The organism is Bradyrhizobium sp. CCBAU 11361, assembly GCF_028128935.1.
GTDB lineage: Bacteria > Pseudomonadota > Alphaproteobacteria > Rhizobiales > Xanthobacteraceae > Bradyrhizobium > Bradyrhizobium niftali.
The window spans coordinates 16728-30521 of sequence record NZ_LBJZ01000148.1 but is presented as its reverse complement, the minus strand read 5'-3'; the positions used below and the strand labels follow the sequence as shown (position 1 = coordinate 30521).

At 65.5% G+C, this 13794-nt stretch carries 11 protein-coding genes; 2 read left to right on the top strand and 9 right to left on the bottom strand.

All coding sequences use genetic code 11. The features are described 5' to 3' along the window. The 9 genes from XI08_RS12905 to XI08_RS12865 all read right to left on the bottom strand — a co-directional run. Nucleotides 1–268, bottom strand: a 268-nt coding sequence (locus XI08_RS12905; protein WP_333927249.1) for a biotin/lipoyl-containing protein, incomplete at its 3' end; no start/stop codon positions are given. A gap of 158 nt (nucleotides 269–426) precedes the next feature. Then, a complete protein-coding gene (locus XI08_RS12900; RefSeq protein WP_271574664.1) occupies nucleotides 427–3384 on the bottom strand; it encodes a 2-oxoglutarate dehydrogenase E1 component in 2958 nt (985 codons plus the stop codon). A 137-nt stretch (nucleotides 3385–3521) separates the two neighbouring features. After that, entirely contained in the window at nucleotides 3522–4406 is an 885-nt protein-coding gene (gene sucD / locus XI08_RS12895; RefSeq protein ID WP_027547536.1) for a succinate--CoA ligase subunit alpha, read from the bottom strand. 34 nt (nucleotides 4407–4440) lie between these two features. After that, entirely contained in the window at nucleotides 4441–4920 is a 480-nt protein-coding gene (locus tag XI08_RS12890) for a DUF1579 family protein (RefSeq protein ID WP_271574663.1), read from the bottom strand. A gap of 4 nt (nucleotides 4921–4924) precedes the next feature. Further along, a complete protein-coding gene (sucC, locus tag XI08_RS12885; protein ID WP_027547534.1) occupies nucleotides 4925–6121 on the bottom strand; it encodes an ADP-forming succinate--CoA ligase subunit beta in 1197 nt (398 codons plus the stop codon). A gap of 205 nt (nucleotides 6122–6326) precedes the next feature. Beyond that, nucleotides 6327–7295: a malate dehydrogenase gene (gene mdh / locus XI08_RS12880; protein WP_008145224.1), complete on the bottom strand. Its 969-nt coding sequence runs from the start codon at nucleotides 7293–7295 to the stop codon at nucleotides 6327–6329. A gap of 245 nt (nucleotides 7296–7540) precedes the next feature. Beyond that, nucleotides 7541–8725 carry a cell division protein ZapE gene (zapE, locus tag XI08_RS12875; RefSeq protein WP_271574662.1) on the bottom strand — a complete coding sequence of 395 codons (1185 nt, stop codon included), beginning with the start codon at nucleotides 8723–8725 and terminating at the stop codon, nucleotides 7541–7543. Between the two features lie 186 nt (nucleotides 8726–8911). Beyond that, a complete protein-coding gene (gene thpR / locus XI08_RS12870) occupies nucleotides 8912–9448 on the bottom strand; it encodes an RNA 2',3'-cyclic phosphodiesterase (RefSeq protein WP_271569913.1) in 537 nt (178 codons plus the stop codon). 175 nt (nucleotides 9449–9623) lie between these two features. Then, the gene (locus tag XI08_RS12865) at nucleotides 9624–10268 is read right to left on the bottom strand and encodes an arylesterase (protein ID WP_271574665.1); all 645 of its coding nucleotides are present in this window, start codon (nucleotides 10266–10268) and stop codon (nucleotides 9624–9626) included. A 55-nt stretch (nucleotides 10269–10323) separates the two neighbouring features. Here XI08_RS12865 and XI08_RS12860 point away from each other — a divergent pair, with 55 nt between their 5' ends. Beyond that, nucleotides 10324–11046: an ABC transporter ATP-binding protein gene (locus tag XI08_RS12860; protein ID WP_027547530.1), complete on the top strand. Its 723-nt coding sequence runs from the start codon at nucleotides 10324–10326 to the stop codon at nucleotides 11044–11046. After that, the gene (locus tag XI08_RS12855) at nucleotides 11043–13613 is read left to right on the top strand and encodes an ABC transporter permease (RefSeq protein ID WP_271574661.1); all 2571 of its coding nucleotides are present in this window, start codon (nucleotides 11043–11045) and stop codon (nucleotides 13611–13613) included. The genes XI08_RS12860 and XI08_RS12855 overlap by 4 nt, the downstream gene beginning before the upstream one ends. Nucleotides 13614–13794: the final 181 nt, after the last annotated feature.

Below are 13794 nucleotides of genomic sequence, written 5' to 3'. Positions count from 1 at the left end.
CGGGAGCAGCGGCCGGCTTGGCCGCGCCAGCGGCGCCTTCGGTGATCTGGCCGAGCAGCGCGCCGACAGCAACGGTGGCGCCGTCAGCGGCGATGATCTCGCTCAGCGTGCCGGCGGAGGGTGCCGGGACTTCGATGGTGACCTTGTCGGTCTCGAGCTCCACCAAGGGCTCATCGACGGCGACGGGGTCGCCGGCCTTCTTGAACCAGCGGCCGATGGTGGCCTCGGTGACGGATTCGCCGAGCGTCGGCACACGAATTTCAGTCATGGTCTTTTCCTTAATCGTTTTTGGCCGTCATCGTCCGCGCAGGCGGACGATCCAGTACACCGTGACGATCATGGATCAAACGGACGCCGCGGCGTACTGGATGCCCCGCCCTTGTGCGCAATTGCGCACTGGGCGGGGCATGACAATTGGAATTTCGGTTAGCTCAGTGCTTCGTCCAGGAACGCCTTCAGCTGCGCCTGATGCTTGGACATCAGACCCGTGGCGGTCGCGGCGGAAGCGGCGCGGCCGACATAACGCGGACGCCGGCTCACGCCGTTCACCTGGTTCAGCACCCATTCCAGATAGGGCTCGATGAAGTGCCAGGCACCCATGTTGCGGGGCTCTTCCTGGCACCACACCATCTCGGCCTTCTTGAAGCGCGACAGCTCGGCCACCAGCGCCTTCAGCGGCACCGGATAGAGCTGCTCGACGCGCATCAGGTAGATGTCGTCGATGCCGCGCTTCTCGCGCTCCTCGTAGAGGTCGTAATAGACCTTGCCGGAGCAGAGCACGATGCGGCGGACCTTCTCGTCGGGGACGAGCTTGATCGCCTCGTTCGGCAGCATCTGGGCGTCATCGTACAGGATGCGGTGGAAGGTCGTTCCCTTCGCGAGCTCTTCGAGACGCGACACCGCCCGCTTGTGACGCAGCAGCGATTTCGGCGTCATCACGATCAGCGGCTTGCGGATCTCGCGATGCAGCTGGCGGCGCAGCACGTGGAAGTAGTTCGCCGGCGTGGTCGGATAGACCACCTGCATGTTGTCTTCGGCGGACATCTGGAGATAACGCTCGAGACGCGCCGAGGAGTGCTCCGGTCCCTGGCCCTCATAGCCGTGCGGCAGGAGGCAGACGAGGCCGGACATGCGCAGCCATTTGCGCTCGCCCGAGGAGATGAACTGGTCGAACACGACCTGCGCGCCGTTGGCGAAATCGCCGAACTGCGCTTCCCACAGCGTCAGCGTGTTCGGCTCGGCGAGCGAGTAGCCGTATTCGAAGCCGAGCACCGCTTCTTCCGACAGCAGCGAGTTGATGACCTCGTAATGGCCCTGCTCGTGGCCGAGATGGTTGAACGGCGTGTAGCGGCTCTCGTCTTCCTGGTCGATCAGCACCGAGTGGCGCTGCGAGAACGTGCCGCGCTCCGAATCCTGTCCGGACAGGCGGACGTGGTGGTTCTCGTTGAGCAGCGAGCAGAACGCCAGCGCCTCGCCGGTCGCCCAGTCGATGCCCGCGCCGGTGTCGATCGCCTTGGCGCGGTTGTCGAGGAAACGCTGGATGGTGCGGTGGACACGGAAGCCGTCCGGCACCTTGGTGATCTTGCGGCCGATATCCTTCAGCGCGGTGATGTCGACGCCGGTGACGCCGCGCCGCGCATCCTCTTCCTGGTCGGCGATCTTGAAGCCGGCCCACTTGCCGTCGAGCCAGTCGGCCTTGTTCGGCTTGTAGGAGGTGCCGGCCTCGAACTCGGCATCGAGCCGCGAGCGCCAGTCGGCCTTCAGCTTGTCGACCTCGCCCTCGGTGACCACGCCCTCGGCGATCAGGCGCTTGGCATAGAGCGACAGCGTCGAGGGATGGGCCGCGATCCGCTTGTACATGACCGGCTGGGTGAATGCCGGCTCATCGCCCTCGTTGTGGCCGTAGCGGCGATAGCACCACATGTCGATGACCACCGGCTTGTGGAACTTCTGCCGGAACTCGGTCGCGACCTTGGCTGCGAACACCACGGCTTCCGGATCGTCGCCGTTCACGTGGAAGATCGGCGCGTCGATCATCTTCGCCACATCCGACGGATAGGGCGAGGAGCGCGAATAACGCGGATAGGTGGTGAAGCCGATCTGGTTGTTGACGATGAAGTGGACGGAGCCGCCGGTGCGGTAGCCCTTCAGGTCCGACAGGCCGAAGCACTCCGCGACCACGCCCTGGCCGGCGAACGCCGCGTCGCCATGCATCAGGAGCGGCATCACCGAGATGCGCTGGTCCGGCGGATCGCCGTGCTGGTCCTGCTTGGCGCGGACCTTGCCGAGCACGACGGGATCGACGATCTCGAGATGCGAGGGGTTCGCGGTCAGCGACAGATGGATGCGGTTGCCGTCGAACTCGCGGTCCGAGGACGCGCCGAGGTGATACTTGACGTCGCCCGAGCCTTCGACCGCATCGGGATTGGCCGAGCCGCCCTTGAACTCGTGGAACAGGGCGCGGTGCGCCTTGCCCATCACCTGCGTCAGCACGTTGAGGCGGCCGCGATGCGGCATGCCGAGCACGACTTCCTTCACGCCGAGATTGCCGCCGCGCTTGATGATCTGCTCCAGCGCGGGGATCAGCGACTCGCCGCCGTCGAGGCCGAAACGCTTGGTGCCGGTGAACTTGGTGTCGCAGAATTTCTCGAAGCCTTCGGCTTCGACCAGCTTCATCAGGATGGCGCGGCGACCTTCGCGGGTGAACGAGATCTCCTTGTCCGGCCCCTCGATGCGCTCCTGGATCCAGGCCTTCTGCGCAGCATTGCTGATGTGCATGAACTCGACGCCGAGCGTCTGGCAGTAGGTGCGCTCGCAGATCGCGGTGATCTCGCGCAAGCTGGCGTATTCGAGGCCCAGCACGTGATCGAGGAAGATCTTGCGGTCGAAATCGGCTTCGCTGAAGCCGTAGGTGCGCGGATCGAGCTCTTCGCGGTTGCGCTGAGCTTCGATGCCGAGCGGATCGAGCTTGGCGTGGAAGTGGCCGCGCATGCGGTAGGAACGGATCAGCATCAGCGCGCGGACCGAGTCGCGCGTCGCCTGAAGCACGTCGGCGGGGGAGATCTCGGCACCCTTGGCCTGCGCCTTGGCGGCGATCTTGGCGCCGACCGCCTTCTCAACCTCGGCCCAGTTGCCGTCGAGGGCAGAGGTCAGGTCGTCCTGCGGCGTCAGCGGCCAGTTGGCACGCTCCCAGGACGGGCCTTCGGCATTCTTGCGGACGTCGTCCGGCTGGTCCTTCAGGCTCTTGAAGAACTCCTGCCACTCGGCGTCGACCGAGGATGGGTCCTTTTCGTAGCGGGCGTAGATTTCGTCGATGTAGGTGGCGTTGGTGCCCTGCAAAAAGGAGGAGAGGGCAAAGGCTGCGTTCGCGTCTTGGCGAGACATACTTGAGTTCCTGGCGATTTCGGTTCGCGCATAACAAACGGCGCTGGCGCTGGGCTCCCCGGCAGAGGCCCAGCGCGATTGGCACCATTTACCCTATTTGCTGCGAAACTTCGCCCGGAAAAGTACGAAGAAGTGAATTAGCCTTTCAACTTTTCGGCAAGCGTGTGCCCGAGGCGCGCGGGAGACGGCGACACTGTAATCCCAGCCGATTTCATCGCGTCGGTCTTGGAACCGGCGTCGCCCTTGCCGCCCGAAATGATCGCGCCGGCGTGGCCCATGCGGCGGCCGGGAGGGGCGGTGACACCGGCGATGAAGCCGACCATCGGCTTCTTGCGGCCGCGCTTGGCCTCGTCCTTGAGGAACTGGGCGGCGTCCTCCTCGGCGGAACCGCCGATCTCGCCGATCATGATGATCGATTCCGTCTTGGGGTCGGCGAGGAGCATTTCCAGCACGTCGATGAACTCGGTTCCCTTGACCGGGTCGCCGCCGATGCCGACCGCGGTGGTCTGGCCGAGGCCTTCCTGCGAGGTCTGGAACACGGCTTCATAGGTCAGCGTGCCGGAGCGGGAGACGATGCCGACGCTGCCGGTCTTGAAGATGTTGGCCGGCATGATGCCGATCTTGCATTCGCCGGCGGTCATGACGCCCGGGCAGTTCGGCCCGATCAGGCGCGACTTGGAACCGGCCAGCGAGCGCTTCACGCGGACCATGTCGATCACAGGAATGCCTTCGGTGATGCAGACGATCAGCGGGATCTCGGCGTCGATGGCTTCGCAGATCGCGTCCGCCGCACCCGGCGGCGGCACGTAGATCACCGACGCATCGGCACCGGTCTTCTCACGCGCCTCGCGCACCGTGTCGAACACCGGCAGGCCCAGATGCGTCGAGCCGCCTTTGCCCGGCGAAGTGCCGCCGACCATCTTGGTGCCGTAGGCAAGCGCGGCCTCCGAGTGGAAGGTGCCGTTCTTGCCGGTGAAGCCCTGGCAGATGACCTTGGTGTTCTTGTCGATCAGGATGGACATGAGGTCTGCTTTCGCGAAACTAACGAGTGAGAGGTCAGTGGATGCGGCGGTAGACGCCGGTGAGCACGTCGGCCCAGCCTTCCGCATCCGGCGAGAACTGAATCTTCAACGAGTAGGAATTGTCGTCGATGATCTCGTAGACGTGGCGCGCATTGCCGCGGAGCGAGCCGCGCACCAGCGTCAGGGTCTTGCCGACCCACCCGCCGGAGGCGGGCGAGGGCGGCGTGTATCCGAGCGAGTCGTACCAGAACAATTTGTAGGTCCGGTCGTCGCGGTCGTAGGTGAAGAGGCCGTGGGTGGCGAAGATCTGCTTGCCGTCGCGCATCTGGATTGCGTCCTGGATCAGGTAGAACCCGTTCAGGTCCATGCGCGCGACGACGTGCGAGGTGGCCGGCCCGCCCGCCGTCCAGCGCGACGGGAAGACCACCTCTTCGCCATCCCATTCGCCGGCGAACGCGGCGAGGCGCGTGTGCTCTGCAAGCGGAGATGATGCGGCGAGATGGTCCTGGGCCATGGCGTTAGCCTCCCTTGACGGCCTTCACGATCTTCTGCGCGGCGTCGTCGAGATTGTCGGCCGGCACCACGTTCAGGCCGGATTCACGGATAATCTTCTTGCCGAGCTCGACGTTGGTGCCTTCGAGGCGAACCACCAGCGGCACGCTGAGGCCGACCTCGCGCACGGCGGCCGTGACGCCCTCGGCGATCACGTCGCACTTCATGATGCCGCCGAAGATGTTGACCAGGATGCCCTTCACGTTGGGATCGGCGGTGATGATCTTGAAGGCGGCCGCGACCTTCTCCTTGCTGGCGCTGCCGCCGACGTCGAGGAAGTTCGCCGGCGCCATGCCGTAGAGCTTGATGATGTCCATAGTCGCCATGGCGAGACCGGCGCCGTTGACCATGCAGCCGATGTTGCCGTCGAGGGTGACGTAGTTGAGGTCGTACTTGGACGCCTCGATTTCCTTGGCGTCTTCCTCGGTCTCGTCGCGCAGCGCGAGCACTTCAGGATGACGGAACAGCGCGTTGTCGTCGAACGACACCTTGGCGTCGAGCACGCGGAGCTGGCCCTGCTTGGTCACGACCAGCGGGTTGATCTCCAGCATCGACATGTCCTTGGCGACGAACGCCGCGTAGAGCTGCGCGGTGAGCTTCTCGGCCTGCTTGGCGAGATCGCCGGAGAGCTTGAGCGCGTTGGCGACGGTGCGGCCGTGATGGCCCATGATGCCGGTCGCGGGATCGACCGAGAAGGTGACGATCTTCTCCGGCGTGTTGTGCGCGACGTCCTCGATGTTGACGCCGCCTTCGGTCGAGACAACGAAGGAGACGCGCGACGTCTCGCGGTCGACCAGGAGCGAGAGATAGAATTCCTTGTCGATGTCGGAGCCGTCCTCGATGTAGAGGCGGTTGACCTGCTTGCCGGCCGGGCCGGTCTGGATCGTCACCAGCGTGGCACCGAGCATCTGCTTGGCGAATTCGGTGACCTCGGCGGCCGACTTGGCGATGCGGACGCCGCCCTTGTCGCCGGCCGAGGCTTCCTTGAACTTGCCCTTGCCGCGGCCGCCGGCGTGGATCTGGCTCTTCACCACATAGACCGGGCCCGGCAGCGCCTTGGCGGCGGCTTCCGCGTCTGCGGCCTTGAGGACCGGGACGCCCTTTGAGATCGGTACGCCGAACTCACCCAGCAGCGCTTTGGCCTGATATTCATGGATATTCATATGGTCGCTCCCTGAACCCGCGGGCGGTGACCTCGTAGGCCCACCTCAGTCTTGTGGCTGGCATACCATATACCACAGGAACTGCAACCCGGATTCTTTGACATCGATCTCTGGACTGCTGAGCCGGAACCCGCCCGGTCAGTCGGGGTCCGGAAGTGAAACCGCCGAAGACCGGGTTTCGATCTTCGGCGGGAATTGTCTTGCCTTAGCGGCCGAGAAGATCGGGGGCGATCTTCTTGCAGGCGTCGACCAGGCCCTGCACCGCGCCGACCGACTTGTCGAAGGCTTCGCGGTCCTTGCCGGCGAGCTCGATCTCGACGACGCGCTCGACGCCCTTGGAGCCGATCACGACGGGCACGCCGACATACATGTCCTTCACGCCATATTCGCCGTTCAGGTACGCGGCCGAGGGCAGCACGCGCTTCTTGTCGCGCAGATAGCTCTCGGCCATCGCGATCGCGGACGCGGCCGGGGCGTAGAAGGCCGAACCGGTCTTGAGCAGGTTGACGATCTCGGCGCCGCCGTTGCGGGTGCGGTCGACGATCTCGTCGAGGCGCGCCTGCGAGGTCCAGCCCATCTTGACGAGGTCGGGCAGCGGGATGCCGGCGACGGTGGAGTACTTCACCAGCGGCACCATGGTGTCGCCATGACCGCCGAGCACGAAAGCGGTGACGTCTTCGACGGACACGTTGAACTCGTCGGCCAGGAAGTAGCGGAAGCGCGCCGAATCCAGCACGCCGGCCATGCCGACGACCTTCTTGTGCGGCAGGCCCGAGGCCTTCTGCAGCGCCCAGACCATCGCGTCGAGCGGGTTGGTGATGCAGATGACGAAGGCGTCGGGGGCGTACTTCTTGATGCCGGCACCGACCTGCTCCATGACCTTGAGGTTGATGGAGAGGAGATCGTCGCGGCTCATGCCGGGCTTGCGCGGCACGCCGGCGGTGACGATGCAGACCTTGGCGTTGTCGAGCGCCTCGTACGAGTTCGCGCCGGTGTAGTGCGCGTCAAAGCCGTCGACCGGCGAGGACTGCGCAATGTCGAGCGCCTTGCCCTGCGGCACGCCCTCGGCGATGTCGAACATCACGACGTCGCCCAGTTCTTTCAGGCCGATGAGGTGAGCCAGCGTTCCGCCGATCTGACCGGAGCCAATCAAAGCAATCTTGTCGCGCGCCATGTGAACCTGTCCTTTAGACACGTAAGGAGGGAAAACTGAGAGGGTGGTTATCCCTTTCGCCTCGCCCGTTCAAGTCGGTGGATGCCCAATTGTCGGGCTTGCCGATGCCTCGGGCACGCAGCCCCGTCATTCCGGGGCGCGACGAAAGTCGCGAGCCCGGAAATCCATCGGGCGGCAGAGCACGCTGATGAATGGATTCCGGGCTCGTCGCTTCGCGACGCCCCGGAATGACGGCCGCATAGGACTTAAGTCTCCACCAGGCCCTTGGTGGAGCCGCTGGCGGTGGAATCCTTGCGGCCGTGAGCCAGCGCCAGATAGGATTCCGAGCTCATTTCGATCAGGCGCGAGGCGGTCCGCTTGAACTCGTTGGCCTCGTTGCCCTCGTCGGCGAGGTACAGCGAGATCGGGTTGGCGTCGGCCGAGGCCATCAGCTTCACGGCATTGTCATAGAGCGTATCGATCAGCGTGATGAAACGCTTGGCGGCGTTGCGCTGGGAGAGGTCCATCACTGGAATATGGTCGACCAGGATGGTGTGATAGTCGTGCGCGAGCCTGAGGTAATCCGATGCGCCGAGCGGCTTCTCGCAGAGATCGGCGAACGAGAACCGCGCCACGCCATGGGCCGAGCACGGCACGTGCAGGATGCGGCCCTTGATCGAAATATCCCGCGACTTGCATTTGGCGCCGCCGCTCATCCGCGACCAGGCGCGGTCGAGCGCGGCATCTGCATCGCCGTCCGCCGGCGTCAGCCACATCGGCACGCCCTGAAGCTTCTCCAGCCGGAAGTCGGTGCGCGCGTCGAGCCGCGCGACGTCCATGTGATCGGTGATCTGCTTGATGAAGGGCAGGAACAGCGAACGGTTGAGGCCGCCCTTGTAGAGATCGTCGGGCGCGACGTTGGAGGTTGCGACCACCACGGTGCCGAGCTCGAACAATTTGGCGAACAGGCGTCCCAGGATCATCGCGTCCGCGATGTCGGTGACGTGGAATTCGTCGAAGCAGAGCAGCCAGCTCTCCTCGAAGATCGCGTTCGCGGTCAGCGCGATGACGTCGCCGTCGGCGATTTCGCCGCGCGCGATGCTCTGGCGATAGTCGTAGATGCGCTCGTGCACATCGGCCATGAATTCGTGGAAATGCGCGCGCCGCTTGTGCTCGACGGTACTGTGCTGGAAGAACAGATCCATCAGCATGGTCTTGCCGCGGCCGACCTCGCCATGGATGTAGAGCCCGCGCGGCGCCTCATCCTTGTCGCTGCTGAACAGACGGCTGAGCAGGCCCTGCTTGCGCTGCGGCTTGTAAGCCGCGAGCCGCTGGTCGAGCGCCGCATAGGCCTCGGCGACTTCGGCCTGCGCGGCATCGGGCTCGATCGCGCCGTCGGCGATCTGGGCCTGGTAGGCCTCGCGGAATGAGGAACTGGGGGTCGAGAGCATGGCCCTTTACCGCCAGAGACGGACGGAAATTGCAAGCCGTGAATTGGTGCCCGAGGTATGCGCTTTCGTGTCCCGGACGCGCTGCGCTACGGCGCAGAGCCGGGACCCACTATTTCGTTCATCGCCAAATATCGGCCGTTGCGGAACGCTGGGCCCCGGCTCTGCGGCCGGGGCACGCGAGCTGTGTCACGCACACAGCTCGTAGGCGTCCTCGACCACATACGGCCCGCCGCCGGTGGAGGCGCGCGACGAGAACAGCACGAAGCGTTCGGCCATGAACGCCTTGCTCGGGAAGTAGCCGCGCAGCGACAGATAGTCGGCGACGTCGCGGTCGGAGGCGTCGTGCAGCCGGGCCAGCGTGACATGCGGGATGAACTTGCGCCCCTCTGGATTAAGGCCGATCCGCTGCATCATGCGTTCGAGCTCGGCCTGCAATTCCATCAGCGGCCTGCTCGGCGCGATGGTGGCGACCACCGCGCGCGGCTTGCGGCCGCCGAAGCTCGTCAGCCCCTGCACCTTCACCTCGAACGGCTTGCGGTCAACGCGAAACAGCATCGAGGCGATCTCGTTGGCGGAGACGCCGTCGATATCGCCGATGAAGCGCAAGGTGACGTGATAATTTTCGGGATCGATCCAGCGGGCGCCGGGAAGGCCGCCCCTCAAGTTGGAAAGCGTCTGGCCGATCTCGGCCGGAATTTCCAGACCAGTGAACAAACGCGGCATCGTTTCGCACTCCCGATGCTTGGGTACGGTCCCTTGAAGCAGACCTTATCCAAATTTTAGAGCCGGCGACGAATCACCGGTACCCTGATTCCTATCGCAGTTGTGTGACTCTGCGAAGCATCGCGCGGGCCACCCCGGAAAAACCCTGGGAATTACGGTTGGCGTTGCCTGCTTTTCAACGGCGTTGCTCGCTTATGTTGCGCAAGAATGCCTCCACCGTGGGCAGCATGTTGCCGACGATGATGTCGACGCCGGCCGCGGTCGGATGGATGCCGTCGGCCTGGTTGAGCTTGGCGTCGGCCGCAACGCCGTCGAGAAAGAACGGATAGAGCGGCACGTCGAATTGTTTCGCCAGATCCGGATAAATCGAATTGAAGCGCGCGGCATAATCGGCGCCGTAATTCGGCGGCGCCAGCATGCCGCACAGCATCACCGCGATCTTGCGCGCCTTCAGCCGCTGGACGATGTCGGTCAGCGCGGTGCGCGCCAGGTCTGGATCGATGCCGCGCAGCGCGTCGTTGGCGCCGAGCTCGACGATCACGCCCTCGGTTCCCTCAGGCACCGACCAGTCGAGCCGGTCGCGGCCGCCGGAGGCGGTGTCGCCGGACACCCCGGCATTGGTCATGTCAATCGCTATGCCTTTGGCCTGCAAGGCTTTTTGAAGTTTTGCGGGGAACGCCTCCTGGGCCGGAAGGCCAAGGCCCGCGCTCAAGGAATCGCCGAGGACCACCAGCTTGATCGGTTTGGCGGCCGGCTGTGCCTGTGCCGACGCCGCTGTCGCAATTGTCATCAAGGCGAGCATCAACACGGCTATGTGCATGAACATTCCGTAACGCCTCTCGACCGCGCTATCGGACTTGCCATATGACCGGACCATGGACACTCGCATCGAATCCTCTTCGCTCGCCGGCACCGCGCCGGACACCATCGCCATCTCCAACGTCAATCTCTCATTGGGTACGGGCGCGGCACGCGTTCACATCCTCAAGGATATCAGCCTGCGGGTCGCCTCGGGCGAGACGATTGGCCTGATCGGCCCGTCAGGCTCGGGCAAATCCACGCTGCTGATGGTGATGGCGGGGCTGGAGCGTCCTGATAGCGGAGAGGTGGTGGTGAACGGCACGCCTTTCAATGCCCTCGACGAGGACGCGCTCGCCCGCTTCCGCGGCCGCCAGGTCGGCATCGTCTTCCAGTCCTTCCATCTGATCCCGACCATGACGGCGCTGGAGAACGTCGCCGTGCCGCTCGAGCTTGCCGGCAATCCCGACGCCGCAATACGCGCGGCGCAGGAGTTGCAATCGGTCGGGCTCGGCGACCGCCTGCATCATTATCCGACGCAGCTTTCCGGCGGCGAGCAGCAGCGCGTCGCGCTCGCCCGCGCGCTGGCGCCCGATCCCGCCATCCTCGTCGCCGACGAGCCGACCGGCAATCTCGACGAGGCGACCGGAAAACAGATCGTCGACCTGCTCTTCACCAAGCATGCCGAGCGCGGCATGACCCTGGTGCTGGTCACGCACGATTCCTCGCTCGCGCATCGCTGCGATCGCGTGATCCGCCTGCGCTCCGGGCGCATCGACACGCAGTCTGCGCCGGCATGAGCACCGCGACCGAACCGTTCGTACGGCCCAACGCCGCCGCGTTGTCGCTCCGCTACGCGCTGCGCGAATTGCGCGGGGGCCTGCGCGGCTTCTACGTCTTCATCGCCTGCATCGCGCTCGGCGTGATGGCGATCGCCGGTGTCGGCTCGGTGTCGGCGAGTCTCTCCGACGGTCTCGCCCGCGAGGGCCGCACGCTGCTCGGCGGCGACGTCTCCTTCGTGCTGTTCCAGCGCGAGGCCAAGCCTGAGGAAGTCGCCTTCCTGCGTTCGCGCGGCACCGTCTCGACCGCCGCAACCCTGCGCGGCATGGCGCGCTCGGCCGAGGGCAAGCTCGCGCTGGTCGAGATGAAGGCGGTCGACGACACCTATCCGATGCTCGGCCAATTGACGCTGGTGCCGCCGCTTGCGATGTCCGACATCCTTGCAGAACGTGACGGCGCGTTCGGCGCGGCGGCCGATCCGACGCTGCTGGCGCGGCTCTCGCTCAAGACCGGCGACCGCGTCACCATCGGCGCGGCGACCTTCCAGATCCGCAGCACCGTCGAAGCCGAGCCCGACAAGCTCGCCGGCGGCATCGGCTTCGGCCCGCGCTTCCTGATCAGCGAGGCAGCCCTGCGGGCCACAGGCCTGATCCAGCCCGGCAGCCTGGTGCGCTGGGTCTACCGCGTGAAGCTGCCTGACGCCGCCAACAACGAGCGCGCCACCGACGCCTTCATCGCCGATGCGCGCAACGCCGCGCCGCAGGCCGGCTGGGAAGTCCGCAGCCGCTCCAACGCCTCGCCGCAGCTCGAGCGCAACATCAGCCGCTTCACGCAGTTCCTGACCCTCGTCGGCCTCGCCGCGCTGCTGGTTGGCGGTGTCGGCGTCGCCAACGCGGTGAAGAGCCATATCGACCGGAAGCTCGAGGTGATCGCGGCCTTCAAGGCCGTCGGCGCCACGGGCCGCGACGTGTTCGGCATCTATCTCGCCCAGGTCGTCCTGCTGGCAGCGATCGGGTCCGTGATCGGGCTTGCGCTCGGCGCCGCCATGCCCTTCGCCATCGTCGGGCTGTTCGGCAAGCTGTTGCCGCTGCCGGTGGTGCCGGCCGTGCACGCCGACGAGCTCGCGCTGTCCTTCGTCTACGGCCTGTTGACCGCGCTCGCCTTCGGCCTGTGGCCGCTCGGACGGGTGCACGATGTGCCGGTCGCCGCATTGTTCCGCGACACCATCAGCTCCGAATGGCACCGGCCGCGCTGGAGCTATCTCGCGTTCATGGGCGTCGTGATCGCCCTGCTCGTCGCGGTCGTGATCGGCCTGTCCTTCGACAAGCGTATCGCTGCGGTATTCGTGGCGTCCTCGGTCGTCGTGTTCGCGCTGCTGCGCGGCATCGCCGCCCTGCTGATGACGATCGCGCGGCGGCTGCCGCGCACGCGCCTGCCGATGCTGCGGCTCGCGATCGCCAACATCCACCGGCCGGGCGCGCTGACGCCTTCGGTCGTGCTCTCGCTCGGCCTCGGGCTCGCCGTGCTCGTCACCATCACCCAGATCGACGGCAATCTGCGCCGGCAGTTCCTCGCGGCCCTGCCCGATCAGGCGCCGTCGTTCTTCTTCATCGACATTCCGAGCACGCAGGCGGTGCAGTTCGACGGCTATCTGCGCCAGATCGCGCCCGGCGCCAAGGTCGAGGACGTGCCGATGCTGCGCGGGCGCATCGTCGCCGCGCGCGGCGTCCGCGCCGAAGAGCTCAAGCCGACGACCGATTCCGAATGGGTGCTGCAAAGCGACCGCGGCCTCACCTATACCGCCGAGCTGCCGAAGGGCTCCAAGGTGGTCGAGGGTGAGTGGTGGAGCGCGGACTATTCCGGCCCGCCGCTGGTCTCGATGGAGAAGAAGATCGCAGACGGGCTCGGCCTCAAGCTCGGCGACGAGGTCGTGGTCAACGTGCTCGGCCGCGATATCCCGGCGAAGATCAGCAATCTGCGCAACATCGACTGGCAGGGCCTCGGCATCAATTTCGTGCTGGTGTTCTCGCCGAACGCCTTCAAGGGCGCGCCGCACACCCACATCGCGACGCTGACCGAAGCCGGCGGCAACGCCGAAGGCGACGGCAGGATCATCAAGCAGGTCGCCGACGCCTATCCGATGGTGACGAGCGTGCGCGTGCGCGAGGTGATGGAGACGGTCGGCTCGGTCGTGACCAATCTGGCGCTGGCGATCCGCGGCGCCAGCGCCGTGACGCTGATCTCGGCGATCCTGGTGCTCGGCGGGGCGCTCGCCGCCGGCCATCGCCACCGGGTCTACGATGCGGTGATCCTGAAGACGCTGGGCGCGACGCGGCTGCGGCTGCTCGGCGCCTATGCGCTCGAATACCTCCTGATCGGGCTCGCCACCGCCGTCTTCGGCGTGATCGCCGGCAGCATCGCCGCCTGGATGATCGTGACGCGGCTGATGACGCTCAGCTTCGTCTGGCAGGCCGGCAGCGCAGCCGGCGTGGTCGTTGCCGCCCTGGTCGTCACCGTCGGGCTCGGGCTCGCCGGCACGCTCCTGGCGTTGAACAAAAAGCCCGCCACGGTGTTGCGGAATTTGTGACAAAAGGTAGCGGGCAGCCGCAGGAGAGCGGAATCGCACGATTCCCGCGGTTAACCACGACTGCTCGTCAGGTTCGCGTCAGGATTGACGCCAAGGGCGACATTCAGCCGCGCGTGGAAGGTTGCAGCGTATGTGTTAGTTTCCCACATATCGAATGGGTTCGGAGCCCCGATTGTTAGCC